Source organism: Paenibacillus sp. AK121 (assembly GCF_019042715.1).
In the GTDB taxonomy this organism is placed as follows: domain Bacteria; phylum Bacillota; class Bacilli; order Paenibacillales; family Paenibacillaceae; genus Paenibacillus; species Paenibacillus polymyxa_C.
In genome coordinates, this window is record NZ_JAHPJM010000014.1 from 119309 (window position 1) to 137057 (window position 17749).

Here is a 17749-nt window from a genome sequence, read left to right on the forward strand (position 1 = left end):
AAAATTACATTCCGTACTCAAGTGTCTTTCCCCCTGTCTGTTCTGTTATCATGTAGAAAACGGAATAACTCAGGAAAGGATTACGAACCATGAGTTTTGAACTTACCCGGCGAGCGATCAGACAACTATGCAGTCAATCTGCTTACGACGACGGGGATGCCTATTACCGGGCCAAAAAGGTGGCCTTTACACAGATAGATCATAATGAAGGTGTGTATGAAGCTACAGTCAAAGGAAGCGGCTTTTATGCTGTTGCTGCGATGATCCGGCCCAACGGCAGTATCCGCGCGGAATGCACCTGTAGCTCATTTCAGACCACTGGACGTTATTGCAAACATATTGCCGCTGTTCTCCTAAATGCCTATGATATGCGACGTGGGAAAAGTGTGTCCGTACGTTCCTATGTCTCCAGACTTCATCCCGGCATTGCCCCAGATCCAGCGGGAAGCATGGGTGAAGACGGGATGTCTACAGATGCCTCAAATGAACACACTACCAGAACAGCACGATCCTCAGGCATCACACAAGGGGATCTCCAGCTGACCGACAGTATGTTAAAACTATTCGGCCGCAAGAGACCGCTTCGCAGCACACCTGCGCTGCTGGATACCCGCGCGATCTTGGATTTTCAATTTGTCATCCGGCCTTTTGCCTACGGTTACCAAAAATATATGTTTGGATTGGAAATGAAGGCTGGACCCAAACGATTATACATCGTTCAGAAAATCCGCCCGTTTCTGGATAGTATCGACCGTGGGGATAGCTACATGTTCACGAAAAGCTTCTCTTACGAGCCGGAGCTGTACCGCTTCCGAGCTGAACATGACGCTATCCTCCAGCAATTATCTCAGGTGTGCCACCAGGAGCGCATGATTCGGGAAACCTCTGGTACGTATTCATCCTCCGGCAGTCATATGAGTGGTGAGCGAATGCTTCTCATCCCGCCCGCGGCCTGGGATAGGCTGCTCCCCTTGCTGACAGCAGCACAGGGCGTCTACTTTGAAATTCACGGAGACATGAGCGAAGGTATCCCCCAGTCCGACCTGATGCTTCCGCTGCAATTTGAATTTGATGAGACCGAAGCCACAAGCGAAGGCTACCAGCTAAGCATTCAAGGATTAGATGACTTGACCATCATGGAGGACTACGGTGTCATAATTGCCGATGGTAAGCTTGTAAAACAAAAGGCTGATTCCTTACGGCGTTTGTCCGAGCTCAAGCGGATGGTCGAAGTACATCACAGACGAGCAGTCCAGATTGCACCAGAACAGATGGAATCATTTATGGATAAGGTCGTGCCCGGGTTAATGAAGCTTGGACGTGTCCATATGACACGTGCTGTCTCAGATCGGGTGGCCCAGCATCCGTTGAAGGCCAAACTGTATCTGGACCGGGTAAGAGACAAGCTGCTGGCAGGACTGGAATTCCAATATGGAGACATCATCATCAACCCGTTGGAAACAGATGCTCGAACGCCAGGTAACGATCGTATTCTGATACGTGATGGGGAACAGGAGCAGCGGATTTTGGAACTGATGGAGCATAGCTCCTTCGCCAGAACAGACAGCGGATATTTTATGGAAGATGAAGATGCAGAGTATGACTTTTTGTACCATACTGTTCCGCAACTGGAAAAGCTACTGGACGTCTATGCCACAGGTGCAGTCAAAGCGAAAATCAATAATACGCTACCTGTCCCAAGAATACGAGCGGAATGGGACGAACGTACAGATTGGCTTGAATTTAAATTTGATATTGAGGGTATACCAGAATCGGAAATTCGCAAGCTGCTCCAATCGCTGGAAGAAAAACAGAGATATCACCGTCTGCCGAATGGCGCCTTGCTACCGCTAGAAACAGAGGAGTACAAGGAGTTAATTCGGTTCATGAACGAAACAGGTATCCGCAAAAGCGATCTGGATGCAGCGCAAATTCGGATCCCAGTCACACAGGGGCTGTACTTGATTGATCCTCACGATCATGTGGAAAATCTGACCTTGGGTAAAACCTTTCGCCAGCTGCTAGAAAATATACGCAATCCTGATCATCTTGACTTTCCCGTACCCGTCACGCTCGCCCCAATCTTAAGAGATTATCAGGTCTACGGTTTTCAATGGCTTAAGACCTTGGCACATTACCGTTTTGGGGGCATTTTGGCAGATGATATGGGGCTGGGCAAAACGCTGCAAAGCATTGCCTTCCTCGTCTCTGTATTGCCGGAGATTCGCAGTCAACAGCTTCCAGCCATGATTGTGTCCCCTGCATCACTGGTGTACAATTGGCGGAATGAACTGGAGAAATTCGCCCCGCATATCCGCGTCACTATTGCCGATGGCAGCCCGGAGGAGCGAGGCCGGATTATACGGGATGGCGCCAGTTATGACGTCATTATTACATCCTATCCGCTGCTACGGCGCGATGCAGAGGTGTACAGCAAGCCATCGTTTCATACGCTTATTCTGGACGAGGCGCAAGCGTTCAAGAATCATGCCACCCAGACGGCACAGGCAGTTAAGGATGTACAAGCCCGTTACCGCTTTGCCCTGACAGGAACGCCTATCGAGAATACGTTGGAAGAACTATGGTCCATCTTCGACGTTGTATTTCCTGAGCTATTTCCCGGCGGAAAAAGAGCGTTTCACAACCTGCCTCGCAATGTGATTGCCAAGCGGGTTCGTCCGTTCCTGCTGCGCCGTCTGAAGAGCGATGTTCTTAAGGAACTGCCGGAAAAAATCGAATCCGTGCAGGTATCACGGCTTCTGCCGGATCAGAAAAAGTTGTACACGGCTTATCTGGCCAAGCTACAGCATGAAACGTTGAAGCATCTCAACGAAGAAGGATTTCAGAAAAACCGGATCAAAATTCTAGCAGGTCTGACCCGGCTTCGTCAGCTCTGCTGTCATCCGGGCTTATTCATAGAAGGATATACGGGAAGCTCGGCTAAATTTGAACAACTGCTGGAGATTATTACGGAATGTCTCGGCTCCGGGAAGCGGATGCTTATTTTTTCACAGTTCACTACGATGCTTCAAATGGTCGGACGCGAGCTTTCCCGTGAAGGGGTTCCCTACTTTTACCTGGATGGACAGACTCCTGCCCCCGAACGAGTCGAGCTGTGCAGTCGCTTCAACGAAGGAGAACGCGAGCTGTTCCTGATTTCCCTCAAGGCAGGAGGTACGGGTCTGAACCTCACCGGCGCAGATACCGTTATTCTATATGACCTGTGGTGGAATCCCGCTGTAGAGGAGCAGGCTACCAACCGTGCACACCGAATGGGCCAGAAAAAAGTTGTGCAGGTTATTCGGCTCGTCGCCCAAGGTACGGTAGAGGACAAAATGTATGAGCTACAGCAAAAAAAGAAAAACCTGATCGACCAGGTCATTCAGCCGGGACAAGAAAGCCTTTCAGCACTGACCGAGCTGGAGATTCGTGAGCTGCTCATGATCTAACCAGCTCTTCCACGCTTATTTTTACGATACTGACACTTCAGAACCCAAAAGGTCCAATGAGGGTGGAAATCTTCCCGCATTGGACCTTTTAATGTTCCATATGTGATTTTCCTGCTCAAACCGATTCATCCTGTTTGAGCACTCTAGGCTCAATGGGAACCAGATTAGATTCAATCTGGGCGCGCTGAGGCTCATACCATTCAGGCAGCATCAGCTTGTGCCCCAACTCATTCAATTCCTCATCCACCGTAAATCCGGGCGGATCGGTTGCGATCTCGAATAATATATCGCCTTGCTCGCGGAAGTATACGGCATTGAAGTATTGGCGATCTACAATGCCACTCGTCCCAAAACCATGCTGACGAACCCATTCGTTCCACGCCTGATGTTCGGTATCGTCCTGCGCGCGCCACGCAATATGGTGAACCGTACCGGCGCCGCCGTTCCCCCACGGTACATCCTTGACTGGAATGTCGATCAGGTTGCCCAAATCCCCAGTCGTCTGATAACGGATATAGCCCGCATCTGCGTCTTCACCGATGGGAGTCATGCCCAGAACATTCTCCAGCACGCCTTGGGTGTGCTTGGAATCCGCACTGTAGAGCACTGCTCCTCCAAAGCCCTTGATCGCTTTATCTGTAGGCACGCCTCCAGCTGTCCACGTGTTCACCGGGCCTTCCTCGCGCTCCACCAGTTCCAGATGCAAGCCCTCATTGTCTCGGAACTGGATGAATGACTCGCCAAAGCGAGTAGCCTTCGTGAAGGATACTTTCAAGCTGTGCAGACGGTTTTCCCAGTAATCTAGCGAGCCCAGCGGCACGACATACGTCGTAATCCCAACTTGCCCGCCTCCAATTTTACCCTTGCGTGTACCCGGAGCCGGAAAAAAGGTAATGATCGTTCCCGGGCTGCCTTCTTCATTCCCAAAATACAAGTGATATACTTCTGGAGCGTCAAAGTTAATTGTCTTTTTGATCAATCTCAAACCAAGCACACCTGCATAAAAGTCAACATTGCCCTGCGGATCGCCTGCAAAGGACGTAATATGGTGAATTCCAGCGGTTTTCAAAGACATCTCAGTCACTCCTTAATGAACATGATGATTTACAAATTTCAAAATCTATTGTAGCTAACAAACTGTCCAACTGGTTTGCGATATCCTCTTGCCCGCTGACCTGATTCGTCCTCTTTTCCCAAGGTGATCATCATCACGGGTACAAATTGCTCTGGGATATTCAGTACTTCCTGCACCTTCGCCGGGTCAAAACCGATCATCGGACAAGTATCCCAGCCTTTGTCCTTGGCAATCAACATAAATTGCATAGCCGACAGGCTGGCATTACGAATTGCTTCTTCTCTCTGGAAGACAGGTCCCCGCTCGCGATAAAACTGAGTTACCGATTCTACTGTGCTATCATATTCCTGCTTGCTCAGAACACCCAAATTCAGGAACCCTTCGTTGAGGTCAGCTACCTTGGTATAAGCCTCTGTATCACCCAGCACTATAATGGTGGCCGAAGCAGTTAATATTTTATACTGCTTACTTGCCTCATCATGCAGCCTTTGTTTGATTTCTGCATCCTGCACTACGATATAACGCGCATGCTGTAAATTAAAAGCCGATGGAGCGAACTTCACCAGCTGAAATATCTCTTCCAGTTCTTTTGCATCTATAGTAACATCAGGAATAAATTTAGAAGCCGATCTTCTCTCTTGAATAACATTCACCAGTTCGCTCATATTCAGGTCCACTCCTTGATATTATTTTCAAATAAATTATCTTTAAATTAAGAATATATCTTTAGTTGTTTTCTGTCAAGTAAAACTGTAAAAGTGTTATGTAAGTGCTTTACCAGCCCTTTACAGATCCGTTGTCCGTATCCTCATCGTAATCGCTTCGCGTTGCGCTTTGGTTAAGCCCTTGAAGACCAGCTCATACGAATGGTCGATCATGCTGTACAAATCCTCCAACGGGAAGCTGTTATCAACCTCTATCGTATTCCAATGCTTTTTGTTCAAATGATAGCCTGGTTTAATGGTCTTGTTCTGCTCGCGCAGGTTTTCTGCAATGACCGGATCACATTTCAAGGATACGTGGGTAATGCCATCTTTTTCAGTCAGGAGAGCAAACATCTTGCCCCCTACCTTTAGTACCAGGGGATCAACACCAAATGGATAATCCTTAACAGCCTCTTTTTGACTCAGACCATACGCTACAATTTGCTCAAACATCAGCCTTCTCTCCTCTGCTCCAAGTTATCGGTCTATAAACCTATTGCGCCCTATTATATCACCTCTAAACGCTCCATATACACTAGGTTCGTGCTTTATGGATATCATCACACACACGCTGTTTCAGATTGGATTTATATGGGACAGGAACCCTATATTCTGGTATACTTCCCTGAGAGGCTGTATCGATATATTCGAACGGTACTCTGGTAAGATGCAATTTAATAAGTATAAGCGTGAGCCTATGGAGGTGAACTCGTTGGATTTTGCTCTGATCCGAAAGGACCGAGACAAAAGAACGGTCGCAAATTGACTCTTTTTTTGCCTTTCGGACCTTTTCAGCAACGTGCTGGAAGGTTTTTTTGTTTTTCAAAAACTAAGTTAGGAAAGGCAGGTACCCTATGATGCGGTTTCTAGTTGTGGGTGCAGGTGCTATTGGAGGCTATTTCGGGGGACGTCTGGTTCAAAAGGGAGAAGATGTAACCTTTCTCGTCCGCCCTTCCAAGAAGCTTCATTTGGCAGAAAACGGTCTTATAATTCAAAGTGTGCACGGAGATTTTCAGACACCGATCCAGGCTATTACCTATGGTGAAGCTACTGAGCCATTTGACTGTATTATTCTCGCGGTCAAAGCGTACCACCTGCCTCCATTGCGGCCCGATCTAGCGCCTTATATCGGCAAAAATACAATGATTCTTCCGTTACTTAACGGTTATGAACATTTTAAATCTTTGCGTGAATATTTCGGAGCTGAAAAAGTGCTGGGTGGGCTTTGTTATATTGAAACGACGTTAAATCACAAAGGCTCTATCGTTCAGACAAGCCCGTTCCACCGCATTGTTTTTGGTGAATGGGATGGAGGAAACTCAGAGCGGGCGCAACTACTATGTAGCCATCTTGATCATGCAGGCTTCACAGTCACACACAGTCATGACATTCAGCGTGAAATTTGGCAGAAGTATATATTTATTGCCAGCATGAGCGGAATCACAACCCTGATGGGTACCTCCGTCGGACCTATACTCGCCACGCCCGAATCGCGTGCAATCTATAAAAGGCTACTGCATGAGATCGTCACAATCGCACGCAATGCAGATATGCCTATTCATTCAGAAATGGAAGCACATACGCTAAAAACGATGGATTCCTTAAAGCCTGAGATGATGTCTTCCATGCAACGTGATATGCAGAAAAATCTACCGGTTGAAGCAAGCCATCTGCATGGTGCACTTCTGGCATTGGCTTCTAACAGTAATATTTCATATCCGATACTTGAAACGGTGTATGCCCGCTTAAAGGTCTATGAGAGCTTATTGAATTGAATACGAAGTAGGTGGCCATCCGAAAAAGCAGATCCTTCTATAATGAAGGATCTGCTTTGAATTTCCCTATACCTTTCCTCGGCAAACTTGCTCAAGCCCTTGAAGTAATGCTTCCAGCTCCTGTCTAGTTTCAGCATTTGTAATGATGCCTTCTTGATTCAGCTTCAATGTGATATGCGGAATAATGACCTTTCCATTTCCCACAATCTCTGCATTGATCATTTGCAATGTGAGCAGTAGCGAAGCATGAGCCAGATTGCCGCCCATAGGGGACGGTGAAGCGCTAATGACCGCTGTAGGCTTGTTTACAAATTCACCTGAAGATACGAGCCAGTCCAAGGCATTTTTCAAAGTACCCGGCACACCATTCCCATATTCAGGCGTACAGATCAGCACTCCATCGGCTTGTTTCAATTGCTCCCGTAGCTCTCTTACGGAAGCTGGCCCCTCCTCTACATCCAAGTCAGGATTAAAATGGGGCAGATCCCCCAATCCATCATAAACTATGAATGATATATTTTCAGAAGCCAATCCAATAGTAGCCTTCATAAGCGCGGTGTTGGAAGACTTTTGACGAAGGCTCCCCGATATAGCCAATACCTTAATCTTTTGTTCCATCCTTATCATCTCGTTTCTTTTCACTTGATCTAATCTTGATACTCAGTGTACTACAGTCAACGCCAGGAAAATCAAAAAAAATGCCTGCGGCTTCGCAGGCATTCGTGATGAAGAATCCATAGTCACTACTATGTTCGTATCTGTCGTGAATATATTAGGTATCCTTCTCTTGCTTGCGTTGTACTCCAATCAAGTCAAGGAAGAAGACAAACAACGGAATACCTACAATCAAGCCCCACACCCCAATTAGATGCTCAGAGAAGATCAATACAACAAAGGTGAAGAAGATCGGTAAATTGGTTTTGGATGACATCAGCTTCGGATTCAGGAAATAGGCTTCAATCGCATGAATAACTACGATCAGAATAACCAAGTAAATCACATAATTGATTCCTCCGACGCTAAAAGCAATCAGACCGAGCGGGATCAGGGAAATAAATACGCCCGCCACTGGCACCAACCCCAACAAGAATATAATGAGCGCGAGGCCGAGCAGATTGGGAAAACCCATAATCCAAAGAGCTGTCGTCGTCAATATACAGTTAATGAGTGAAATTAATAGTTGAGCTTCCAGCACCTTCCCGAATGTACCCAGAAACATGCGTCCAAAATGGCCCACTTCCTTGAAGAACCAACCCAGCTTACTATCCACAAACGTAGCTGTAAAGCGTGTAATATAGGATTTTTCCATCAGGAAGAACAAACTCAAAATAATCGATACCAGCAGTTGTGTTCCCAGTTGGCTGATTTTCATTACCGCATTCCAGCCAGGCTCAAATAACCGCTGAACATTAAGCGTGTCCATAAATTCAATAATCGTTTCGTTCCATTGGTTACGATCAGGATACATGTAGGCTTGCTGAATCATGAGATACACCTGCTTGACCTGTACGCTGATTAGCGGCACCATTCGGTAAACTCCCCACACGATAATCAGGATCAGCAACCCGTATACCAGTAGCAGCACGATCATAGGCGGCACATTGGCGAACCGCTTGATCAGCTTATTCACACCGTTATATATACTGCCAATCAAGATCGTAAGCAACAGTGTTAACAAAATAATATTCATCATGCTTCTTAACATAAAGAGCAGTAAAACGATTATCGCAAGGACAGCTGCCCGCCTGACGCCTGCATGATTCATCCAGTTTCTTACCATTCGTCTTTATTCCCTCTCTCCTACTTGACTGTCACCCTTGCAATCTTCCTCGGCATTAACTTTCTCTCTTTAATAATTTACTGTTAGCAATCAATAGAGAACCTACCATGACTAGGATAGCAATGGACCACCAGAATGTATTTTGAGCATCATCATGGTCCACAATAATGAGCCTGATGACGGCCGTAATCCCAATATAGATGAAATAACGTAATGGAAAATGAAAATTGGTTTTAAAGTACTTAACTATTAATGCAATGAATTCAAAATACAAGAAGAATACAAGCAGTTCTTCCGTGAATTCATAGTAATTTTTGTCGGCTTCTGTATACAAGAACACATATGAAAATATGGACCATGTTTCTTTTAGAAGTAAGAAGCTTAAAATCAGCCCGACCAGAAACAGCGAGATGTTCAAGATTATTTGCAGAAAACCAGGTAACTTTTCAATATACTTCATTAGTGCATTCAATACAGATCCCCTCACTGGTTGTACAGGTTCTTTTATATTATATTATCGGTGCAATACATGAAAAATGCTACATTACTTTTGCGGTCACCTTAATGAAAATTTATATTCGCCCCCGCAATGTAACCAATAGAGATAAAGATCAGTGTCCATACCAGAGAACCGGCGCTGGCCACCAGCATATATTTTCGGACAGGCATCGCGCTAATCCCCGACAAATAGCTTGTTGCATGTCTGACTCCTGGAATAAAATAACCGAACAAAATGGTCCACAACCCAAAGCGTGCAAACCATCCTTTTACCCGTGCAAACCGCTTCGGTGTCAGTCCCACCCACTTGCCGTGCTTATCTACCAATGGCTGACCCAGCTTTTTGCCTAGCGTGTAACTGATCATCATCCCTGTCATCGCCCCAATGAAACTGACTAATATAGATAGGGAATAATTCAGTACCATGATAGAAGATAGATAGCCGACAAACACCATAATAATTTCATCAGGAACGGGTAGCCCTATAATTCCAAGGGCAAGAAGTGCAAAAATAGCGATATATCCGTATTGTGTAATCATGCTGATGGCCCATTCCATAGGGACGCCACCTCCTGACCGATTATTTTTTGAAGGACGGGAAGGGAATACGGCTAACCATTAGGAATGACAGCACTACCATGAGAGCCAGCAACAACCCCGGCTTCAAATGCTCACTCCATAAAAACATAAAGGACAAAATCACACCTGCGGCCGTAATGGGCATGCCCACAAAGCCTTTGCTAAAAGCCATCAGGTTGAATCTTGCCAACCTCACCGCACCGCATATCACAAACAACACAGCTACAAGCGGTCCTATCCAATGAGTATCTCCCAGCTTGTATAACAAGATCAAGAAAGCAGGGGCAACCCCAAATGAGACCACATCCGCCAGCGAATCAAGCTGTTTGCCAAAATCACTGGAGCAATGCAGCAGCCTTGCCAGCAAACCGTCTAATACATCCCATAAAGCAGCCACCACCACAAGAATAAAAGCGGTCATGTATTGCTCATGAATCGTGAAATACAGGGATAAGACCCCTGCCCCCAGGTTTGCAATCGTGCATAGTGAGGGCAACCAATTCCATTTCATACTCTTAACTCCTTTGCCGTAGCTTAGCCTCCGAATATAACGACAAAACGGACGCCGTCCTTGGTATTCTCCGCCTTATAGCGGAATTCGTGTAAATCGAGAATTCGTTTAACGATCGATAGCCCGAGTCCTGTCCCACCTGTCTGACGGCTACGGGAGAGCTCGGCTCGGTAAAAACGATTCCATATCAGCTCCAACTGATCGTCTGGGATGGTCTCACCCTTATTTTCAATGGAAAACGTATTGACTTCCCCAGAGCCTTCGATACGAATCGTGATGGAGCTTCCTTCCTCGGCATGCCGTATGGCGTTGACAACAAAGTTGATAATCACCTGTTCCATCCATCCTATATCGGCATGAATCGGCAGCTCATTGGCAGGAATAATAACCACTTCCAGCTTCTTCTCCTTCAACAGATGGAATAGCTTATCCACAACCTCCTCCACCAGCTCACTCAGGATAAAGGTCGCCTTGCGAAGCTTGAGGGTTCCAGACTCCAATTTGGCAAGGTCTAGCATATCCTTGACCAATCGCTCCATTTTGTCCGCTTCCTCTACAATGACCTTCATATAATGATCCTGCTTCCCCGCGCTAACCCCATCTTGTAGTCCTTCTGCGAATCCCTTGATGATACTTAACGGGGTTTTCAGCTCATGAGAAGCATTGGCAAAAAAGTCTTGTTGCACAGCCTCCATCCTCTGCTTCTGTTCCATGTCCTCGACCAATTGCTGATTGGCCTCCTGAAGCTCGCGCAAAGCTGTGTCCAGGTTCTGGGACAGGGTATACATGCTGTAGGACAGGCTGCCCAGCTCATCATTTTGCCGGATTGGCGTATGGGCTGTAAAATCGAGCTTGGCCATCCGCTTGGCGGTATTATTCAAAGTAATGAGCGGACGGGTTACCATTCGGGAATAGAACAGGGACAAAATCAGAATGAGTGCAAAACCGCCGATCCCCAGGTACAGATAAAACCAGCGTAGAGCCTCATTCGTCTCACTGATTTCCTGCAACGATGTCACAGTGAACAAGAGATCGATCTCGCCTGTGCTCTGACGAACAGGATGGACGATAACTGCATTTCGTACCCCTGTCCAAGGTTCTGTCCAATCATCTTCCAACACTTCAAAATTTTTGAGTCTCTCCAGATGATCCTGCGATAAAGGAAACCATTCCTCCAGCGCACTAAACAGCAGGCCTTGACGCTGGCTCCAGGTTTTCAGATCCGGCAGTACAATCTCTGTCACCGTACCGGACAGCCTTACACTGTCATTTGTGCTTGTCTCTTCCGAGTTTAAACCTATATTTTTGAAACCGAGCTTCTGTATGCCTGTTGGATAAATTAAATTGGCAGAAGAGATGCCGTCAGAACCCAACATCTCACCTTCCACAGTGACCTGATCACCAGGCTGAATCCGGGCAGCTCTCAGCTCATCTCCGTGCTCACTCATAAATAGAGACAGCGATATTTTAACGACTTTACCATCTGCTTTTCTGAGACTGATATGAAACGCATCATCCAGCTTTACTTTGCCGTCCAACGTTACAATCGCCAACTGGTTTTTATTCTGAAGCATGAAGCGGGCTGCCTCACGCGAAACCCTGCCCGATCCCCAAGCCTCCTGGACATAACTTTGACCGAAGCTTTGCAAACGGCTTTCCACACGCCCAATCTTCTGTTTCTGGTAAAAATTCTCAAAAAACAGCAGCTGACTTAAAATCACCATACCGTAAAAACACAGGAAAAACACAACTGTCATAATGAACAACTTAAAGGTAACTCCCCGTTTGTTCATTCTTCCTCCTCGAACCTGTAGCCTGTGCCAAAAACCGTGCGAATATGGCGTGATTCACGGCCCAGCTTACTTCTCAGCTTTTTGATATGCGTATCGACAACTCGTGTATCCCCTTCAAAATCGATACCCCACACTCGGTTCAGTATCGCATCCCGTGAAACAACGATGCCTTTATTATGTATAAGCAGCCGCAGCAACTCATACTCCTTGGGCGTCAATTCAACTTCCGCCTGATCCACCTCAAGCCGATGAGCCATCGTGTTGAGCATAGCACTGCCAAAACGCAAAATATGCGACTCCGGCTGCACATGCCCCTCCACCCGTTTCATCAGCGCGTTCGCGCGGGCAATCAGCACCTTGGGACTAAAAGGCTTGGTCACGTAATCATCTGCCCCTAGCTCAAAGCCCAATATTTTATCATCATCACCGGATTTGGCCGTCAGCAAAATAATCGGTACCCCTGAACGGCTGCGTACCTGACGGCATACTTCCCAGCCATCCAGCTCAGGCATCATAATATCGAGTATAATTAGTTCCGGTTGCACCGAATCGAACCAGAGGAGTGCATCTTTTCCATTGCCTGCTTCATAGACTTCCCAATTATTTTGTTTAAAATAATCCGCAATCACTTCACGAATACGTATTTCATCCTCCACGAGAAGAACTCTTTTATTCAAATCGACTTCCCTCTTTCGGTCATTCTAGGACAACAGCATATCAAAGAGATGTGTACTTTATGTGTTCTCACTACTTTTTTATCTACAGAAACTTCCCATCCGCAAATTTCACCTTGGATTAGGGCAAATTTGTCTTCGCTCAGACCATCTCTTCCCCTAAAATCCTACCCTATAATATGTAGAGATACAAAAAGCCTGAACAGGAGGGTAACATATGAGCAATCCAACCATTCAGTGGTTTTCCACTTCCAAAGCTAATGCTTGGCAATCCCAAGCTCATCATTTGACCGAAACCCAAGAGAGTGCCAACCTAACCCTTACGGGAGAAGCATATCAGCTCGTCGAGGGCTTTGGCGGCTGTTTTAATGAATTGAGTTATGTAGCTCTGAATCATTTGGACAGCGAAGAACGAGAGCAGGTGCTTCATGCTCTCTTTCACCCGGAGGGCGAGCACAAATTCACAATCTGCCGACTTCCTATTGGAGCGAGTGATTACGCGCTGGAATGGTACAGCCACAATGAAACGGACGGCGACATGGAGATGAAGCACTTTTCCATTGAGCGCGATCAGCAATATCTCATACCTTTTATTCGGGAAGCGTTACAACTCAATCCAGACTTGAAGCTGTTCGCCTCACCCTGGAGTCCGCCGACATGGATGAAATCACCCAAAGCTTACAATTACGGCACACTGCGCTTGGAAAAGGATATTTTGAAAGCGTATGCATTGTACTTTGTCAAATTTGTTCAGGCATACCGCAAGGCAGGCATTACGATTCACCAGGTTCATGTTCAAAATGAAGTCATTGCCGATCAGAAGTTCCCTTCCTGTGTATGGACCGGAGAACAGCTGCGTGAATTTATTCGCGACTATTTGGGGCCCGCTTTTGAGGAACATGGGCTGGATACAGAGATTTGGCTGGGTACCATTAACGCCCCTGATCCGTGGGAGGAATTAATGAAAAAGACGTCGACCGGATTTGATGAGTATGCCCACACCGTGTTGAGTGACCCCGAGGCCTATAAATATATTAAAGGTGTAGGCTATCAGTGGGCAGGCAAAAATGCCATTCAGCGCACCGTAGCCAGCTATCCTGAGCTTCGTTACATGCAGACCGAAAATGAATGCGGAAACGGAGAAAACTCATGGGACTACGCCAAATATGTATATAACCTGTATCAGCACTATTTCACCAATGGTGTGAATGCTTATATTTACTGGAATATGGTTTTGGAGCCGAAAGGGAAGAGCACATGGGGCTGGGAGCAAAATTCGATGATCACCGTAGATCCAGCGAATCGAAAACCTATTCTGAACCCGGAATATTACGTTATGAAGCACTTTTCTCATTTTGTATTACCAGGGGCCAGACGCATTGGAATTCGGGGTTCATGGGCTGGAAATGCGGTTGCTTTTCAAAATACAGACGGACAAAAGGTTCTGGTCATCGCCAACCCGTTTAAGGAATCTCGCGTGCTGAATCTGTCTGTCGGAGAAACAACACACCGTTTGGAGCTGGAGCCGGAGTCCTTTAACACCATCGTTATTCCTGCTTAACCGTTGTAGATTTCTGGAAGCTTCCAGTCTGGCGCACATCATCAGATTGTGATTTCAGTCGATTCGTATCCCATCGTATGCATAGTTTCCAAAATGGATGTATCTCCTTTTGCGTACTGTAGTTATACATAGTATACTTGGAATAACTACGGACAGGAGGTCGATGAACATCACAACTGTAAAAGACCGGATTGATTTGAAACTGATTAATTGTGATAAAGAATTGACTCTCGCGGTCATCGGTGGCAAATGGAAGCTGATTATTTTGTGGCATCTTGGTATGGAAGGCACCAAGCGATTCGGTGAATTGAAGAAGCTGATCCCTCACATCACGCAAAAAATGCTGACCAACCAATTACGCGAGCTGGAAGAAGATAAACTCATTCTGCGTACAGTCTATCCTGTCGTCCCTCCACATGTGGAATATTCACTGACCGAGCATGGTGAAAGCTTAATTCCGGTACTGCGAGCGATGTACGATTGGGGATCTAACTATCGCGAGAACGTGATCTGGAAAGAAGAAAAAGAAGAAGTGATTCAGGATGTAACACCCGTGTGATTCAGCTAAACAAGCATTTTGTAAAATGCAGAAATATATTTTTCATAAAGACGACCCTGGGATGACCTGGGGTTGTTTTTTTGTAATATAAAGACCATCGTCAAGATAATGAAAGAGACGGATACAAGTATCCGTTTCCATTGCCATTAAAATCGGTTTTCCGCTACATATTCTTGTTTTACGCTTGTATTCATGATTTACATTACATCCGCTGTGACGTATGATTCTTTCATCCCTATTACAGTGAATCCAAGAAGGAGGCCGTTCCAGTATGAGCCCGACGCTTGCCCAGCCCTCAACGCTCCAAACGACGCAATTATGCATTGGTTCCATGGTAATTATCCAGTATGACCATCGTCAATTTCCTAACCCGGAACAGTATCAACATCATTGCTGCGGCTTGCTTACTATGTCGTGTAACGGCGCTCAGGGCCTGGCGGAATATAAGCTGCCTGAAATTAAAGGCACCTTTGACCTTGTCCGCTGGGCTTCCGTATTTACCTTGCTCAAAGGTCTCTCCTTGACCGAGGCTGAACAATATATTAAGCACCGCGCTGATCACTGGGGACCTATTAAAACAGAGTTGGCTCTATCTGCCCTATCCGATCTGACTGCCCATGCGAACTCGTACATTCTCTCCCCAACAGCGACCGTCCTCCCCCTTCGGATTAGTCGTTCATATCTTATCGAGCATGGACTGGTCTACTATTCATTCTAGCTATCGTCCACCACTCCATTAAGCAATCCACTCTCCAGTTCACGTAAAAAAGCCTGAGACTGCTTACCACAGGCTCAGGCTGTACAACTTCCATTAACAAACTTCGATTACACTTGCAGCTTCCCTGCGCGTATGTCGTCTGTCATTCCAGCGTAAGGCGCTTGGGAGATTAATAGTTCGTTGTTTACACCTGCATTTTCGATGAAGGTAATATCCGCAAATTCAGGAACCACATACTTCGGATAGGTTTCATACTTTTCACGCGATTCTTCCATCAGCGGAATAAAATCGTTTTGGTAGCGCACCGTGATTTCCGGATGCTCATGAACCCATTTAGGGAAGAAAATAATGCCATGCATCCGTTTCTCCTCAGGCATAAAGTTCAGGGAAACGTCTGTGCCTGTCGGTTCAGTCCACGATACTTTATACACATTCTCTACCAGCTTCACCAGATTGACCTTCTGATCACGTACCCAGCGTCCGCCTACCATCCCACTATGAATGCGATAATCAATCGTATCCTCATTTTTAATATATATTTCGTACTCCCAGCCATTCTCATAGGTGTAAATCATGTGACTGCCGATAAACTTGTCCATCTTGCATCCTTCTTTCCTTATTATGAGTTTATGAATTAAACAAGACTCCAAAATAATAAACAATCATTCAAACATGTAAATATAAACATGTTTTATGATACATATAAATTGTAGCGCTGTGATATACTATTGTCAAATACCCATTGCGAGGAGAACAACGTTGAAACGCACATTAAAATATGCCATTTTGGGTCTGGTTCACAAAGAGGAAATGAGCGGCTATGATATTACGAGCCAATTCAAGCAGGAAATCGGACAATTTTGGAGCGCCAAGCACAGTCAGATTTACCCCGAGCTTAAAAGGCTGACCGAAGAGGGACTCATTGAATATCGCACGTCCATTACAGGAGCCAAGCTGGAAAAGAAGCTGTACTGTATAACCCCCAAAGGGACACAGGAGCTAACTGCATGGCTGCTAAGCCCCAAAGAGTTACCGGAAACAGAAAAGGATGAGTTTATGCTTATGCTGTATTTCTCAGCAGCCATCCCCAAAGAAGAAAGCAAGCGCTTGTTCGAGGACCAGATTGCCAAACGAGAAGAAAAGCTGGAATACCTGTACGAAAGTAAGAAATCCCTTCAACGGCTGGACGAGAACCTTCAAGTGCCCGGATCTAGTCAATTCGGCCATTATTTAGTGCTGAGTCGTGCTATTAATCGGGAAGAAAGCTATATTACGTGGCTGAAAGAAACACTATCCCTATTTAAATAGACTTAAAAAACCTTCAATGCCACCTAGATTCGTGGTATTGAAGGTTTGTCCATAACAGGTGCAAACGAAATTCCTCAGTCTGCCGTCGTAATCGAAGAGCCGTAATCTTCAATATGAATATCTGTGCTAAACCTTACGGGAATGGTGCTAAAGGTGGTATCCCAATCCTCTTTGACCTTACGCCAAACTTTAGGATGTTGAATCCTCAAGGCTTCTCCGAAACCTCCGACATCAACCTTCAGTTTTTGCATTTTAGCTACGGTTTGTTCAGCTAATGAATTCACTTTCTCCTGAAAAAGACTCTCTTCTTGTCCAAGCACATTGTTGTTGCGTAAATTTTCATGCTTTATATGCACCTCCGAAATGCGTCCCTCTGAGGTCATTTTTACCTGAAAGAAAATGTCATCCCCCTGAACGATGGCCTTGATCTTGCTTTTCACCGCTTTGATCTCATATGCTATATTTTTACCGGTCTTCGGATCGCTGCTTTTCAGCACGCCTCCCTTCAGATCGCCTTTGATCCACATAAGACCCTCAACCTCTGACTCATTCAGATAACCACCGTATGTTTGCGTCTTTCCCTTAATGATTCCCGCACCTGCAAGCTTGATTTCATTCTCTGCTGTAATGACATTGGGCAATATAAAGCTTCTTTCACCCTTCATGGGTCCAATCACTTTAACAAAGGCCATGGGTTTTATCAACCGTGCGTTCCGTTTCCGGTTTTGGAAAATATCCTTTAAAATATAGGCAGGAATCTGACCA

At 45.9% G+C, this 17749-nt stretch carries 18 protein-coding genes; 6 read left to right on the plus strand and 12 right to left on the minus strand.

Features of this window, described 5'->3' with window-relative positions:
* Positions 1–89 precede the first annotated feature (89 nt).
* On the plus strand, positions 90–3449 hold the full coding sequence (locus tag KSP24_RS21420) for a DEAD/DEAH box helicase (RefSeq protein WP_216976595.1): 3360 nt from the start codon (positions 90–92) through the stop codon (positions 3447–3449).
* Between the two features lie 115 nt (positions 3450–3564).
* Here the strand turns inward: KSP24_RS21420 and KSP24_RS21425 are convergent, their stop codons facing one another.
* The 3 genes from KSP24_RS21425 to KSP24_RS21435 form a co-directional block, all read right to left on the minus strand.
* The gene (locus tag KSP24_RS21425) at positions 3565–4524 is read right to left on the minus strand and encodes a ring-cleaving dioxygenase (RefSeq protein WP_216976597.1); all 960 of its coding nucleotides are present in this window, start codon (positions 4522–4524) and stop codon (positions 3565–3567) included.
* A 38-nt stretch (positions 4525–4562) separates the two neighbouring features.
* Positions 4563–5189, minus strand: a complete 627-nt coding sequence (locus tag KSP24_RS21430) for a nitroreductase family protein (RefSeq protein ID WP_216976599.1) — start codon at positions 5187–5189, stop codon at positions 4563–4565.
* Between the two features lie 120 nt (positions 5190–5309).
* A complete protein-coding gene (locus KSP24_RS21435; RefSeq protein WP_216976601.1) occupies positions 5310–5681 on the minus strand; it encodes an MmcQ/YjbR family DNA-binding protein in 372 nt (123 codons plus the stop codon).
* Positions 5682–6085: 404 nt separating this feature from the next.
* On the opposite strand from KSP24_RS21435, the gene KSP24_RS21440 reads away from it, so the two are divergent.
* Positions 6086–7003 carry a ketopantoate reductase family protein gene (locus KSP24_RS21440; RefSeq protein ID WP_216976628.1) on the plus strand — a complete coding sequence of 306 codons (918 nt, stop codon included), beginning with the start codon at positions 6086–6088 and terminating at the stop codon, positions 7001–7003.
* A gap of 66 nt (positions 7004–7069) precedes the next feature.
* On the opposite strand, the gene KSP24_RS21445 is transcribed toward KSP24_RS21440, so the two are convergent.
* From KSP24_RS21445 to KSP24_RS21475, 7 genes are all read right to left on the minus strand, one after another.
* On the minus strand, positions 7070–7630 hold the full coding sequence (locus KSP24_RS21445; RefSeq protein WP_129548679.1) for an NADPH-dependent FMN reductase: 561 nt from the start codon (positions 7628–7630) through the stop codon (positions 7070–7072).
* Positions 7631–7775: 145 nt separating this feature from the next.
* Complete coding sequence (locus tag KSP24_RS21450) at positions 7776–8783, minus strand: AI-2E family transporter (protein WP_013369319.1); 1008 nt, start codon at positions 8781–8783, stop codon at positions 7776–7778.
* Positions 8784–8838: 55 nt separating this feature from the next.
* Positions 8839–9255 carry a phosphate-starvation-inducible protein PsiE gene (gene psiE, locus KSP24_RS21455; protein ID WP_013369318.1) on the minus strand — a complete coding sequence of 139 codons (417 nt, stop codon included), beginning with the start codon at positions 9253–9255 and terminating at the stop codon, positions 8839–8841.
* 89 nt (positions 9256–9344) lie between these two features.
* A complete protein-coding gene (locus KSP24_RS21460) occupies positions 9345–9839 on the minus strand; it encodes a DedA family protein (protein ID WP_013369317.1) in 495 nt (164 codons plus the stop codon).
* Positions 9840–9861: 22 nt separating this feature from the next.
* On the minus strand, positions 9862–10371 hold the full coding sequence (gene pssA / locus KSP24_RS21465) for a CDP-diacylglycerol--serine O-phosphatidyltransferase (protein ID WP_025677988.1): 510 nt from the start codon (positions 10369–10371) through the stop codon (positions 9862–9864).
* A 23-nt stretch (positions 10372–10394) separates the two neighbouring features.
* Entirely contained in the window at positions 10395–12164 is a 1770-nt protein-coding gene (locus tag KSP24_RS21470) for a sensor histidine kinase (protein WP_216976603.1), read from the minus strand.
* A complete protein-coding gene (locus KSP24_RS21475) occupies positions 12161–12841 on the minus strand; it encodes a response regulator transcription factor (RefSeq protein ID WP_040102177.1) in 681 nt (226 codons plus the stop codon). The genes KSP24_RS21470 and KSP24_RS21475 overlap by 4 nt, the downstream gene beginning before the upstream one ends.
* A 214-nt stretch (positions 12842–13055) precedes the next feature.
* Between KSP24_RS21475 and KSP24_RS21480 the strand changes: the two genes are divergently transcribed.
* The 3 genes from KSP24_RS21480 (at position 13056) to KSP24_RS21490 (ending at position 15676) form a co-directional block, all read left to right on the plus strand.
* Positions 13056–14399, plus strand: a complete 1344-nt coding sequence (locus tag KSP24_RS21480) for a glycoside hydrolase family 30 protein (RefSeq protein ID WP_216976605.1) — start codon at positions 13056–13058, stop codon at positions 14397–14399.
* Between the two features lie 163 nt (positions 14400–14562).
* The gene (locus KSP24_RS21485; protein WP_013369312.1) at positions 14563–14958 is read left to right on the plus strand and encodes a winged helix-turn-helix transcriptional regulator; all 396 of its coding nucleotides are present in this window, start codon (positions 14563–14565) and stop codon (positions 14956–14958) included.
* A 271-nt stretch (positions 14959–15229) separates the two neighbouring features.
* The gene (locus KSP24_RS21490; RefSeq protein WP_216976607.1) at positions 15230–15676 is read left to right on the plus strand and encodes a hypothetical protein; all 447 of its coding nucleotides are present in this window, start codon (positions 15230–15232) and stop codon (positions 15674–15676) included.
* Positions 15677–15783: 107 nt separating this feature from the next.
* Here the strand turns inward: KSP24_RS21490 and KSP24_RS21495 are convergent, their stop codons facing one another.
* On the minus strand, positions 15784–16275 hold the full coding sequence (locus tag KSP24_RS21495; protein ID WP_216976609.1) for a phenolic acid decarboxylase: 492 nt from the start codon (positions 16273–16275) through the stop codon (positions 15784–15786).
* A 160-nt stretch (positions 16276–16435) separates the two neighbouring features.
* Here KSP24_RS21495 and KSP24_RS21500 point away from each other — a divergent pair, with 160 nt between their 5' ends.
* Positions 16436–16984, plus strand: coding sequence for a PadR family transcriptional regulator (locus tag KSP24_RS21500; RefSeq protein ID WP_216976611.1), 549 nt, complete (start codon positions 16436–16438; stop codon positions 16982–16984).
* Positions 16985–17058: 74 nt separating this feature from the next.
* On the opposite strand, the gene KSP24_RS21505 is transcribed toward KSP24_RS21500, so the two are convergent.
* Positions 17059–17749: Ger(x)C family spore germination protein (locus KSP24_RS21505; protein ID WP_216976613.1), on the minus strand; the 691-nt coding region annotated here is incomplete at its 5' end.

Coding starts and splice junctions, on each gene's coding strand:
- KSP24_RS21450 (WP_013369319.1), bottom strand. CDS start 8,783: ATGGTAAGAAACTGGATGAATCATGCAGGCGTCAGGCGGGCAGCTGTC.
- KSP24_RS21420 (WP_216976595.1), top strand. CDS start 90: ATGAGTTTTGAACTTACCCGGCGAGCGATCAGACAACTATGCAGTCAA.
- KSP24_RS21460 (WP_013369317.1), bottom strand. CDS start 9,839: ATGGAATGGGCCATCAGCATGATTACACAATACGGATATATCGCTATT.
- KSP24_RS21495 (WP_216976609.1), bottom strand. CDS start 16,275: ATGGACAAGTTTATCGGCAGTCACATGATTTACACCTATGAGAATGGC.
- KSP24_RS21485 (WP_013369312.1), top strand. CDS start 14,563: ATGAACATCACAACTGTAAAAGACCGGATTGATTTGAAACTGATTAAT.
- KSP24_RS21480 (WP_216976605.1), top strand. CDS start 13,056: ATGAGCAATCCAACCATTCAGTGGTTTTCCACTTCCAAAGCTAATGCT.
- KSP24_RS21470 (WP_216976603.1), bottom strand. CDS start 12,164: ATGAACAAACGGGGAGTTACCTTTAAGTTGTTCATTATGACAGTTGTG.
- KSP24_RS21440 (WP_216976628.1), top strand. CDS start 6,086: ATGCGGTTTCTAGTTGTGGGTGCAGGTGCTATTGGAGGCTATTTCGGG.
- KSP24_RS21425 (WP_216976597.1), bottom strand. CDS start 4,524: ATGTCTTTGAAAACCGCTGGAATTCACCATATTACGTCCTTTGCAGGC.
- KSP24_RS21445 (WP_129548679.1), bottom strand. CDS start 7,630: ATGATAAGGATGGAACAAAAGATTAAGGTATTGGCTATATCGGGGAGC.
- KSP24_RS21430 (WP_216976599.1), bottom strand. CDS start 5,189: ATGAGCGAACTGGTGAATGTTATTCAAGAGAGAAGATCGGCTTCTAAA.
- KSP24_RS21490 (WP_216976607.1), top strand. CDS start 15,230: ATGAGCCCGACGCTTGCCCAGCCCTCAACGCTCCAAACGACGCAATTA.
- KSP24_RS21435 (WP_216976601.1), bottom strand. CDS start 5,681: ATGTTTGAGCAAATTGTAGCGTATGGTCTGAGTCAAAAAGAGGCTGTT.
- pssA (WP_025677988.1), bottom strand. CDS start 10,371: ATGAAATGGAATTGGTTGCCCTCACTATGCACGATTGCAAACCTGGGG.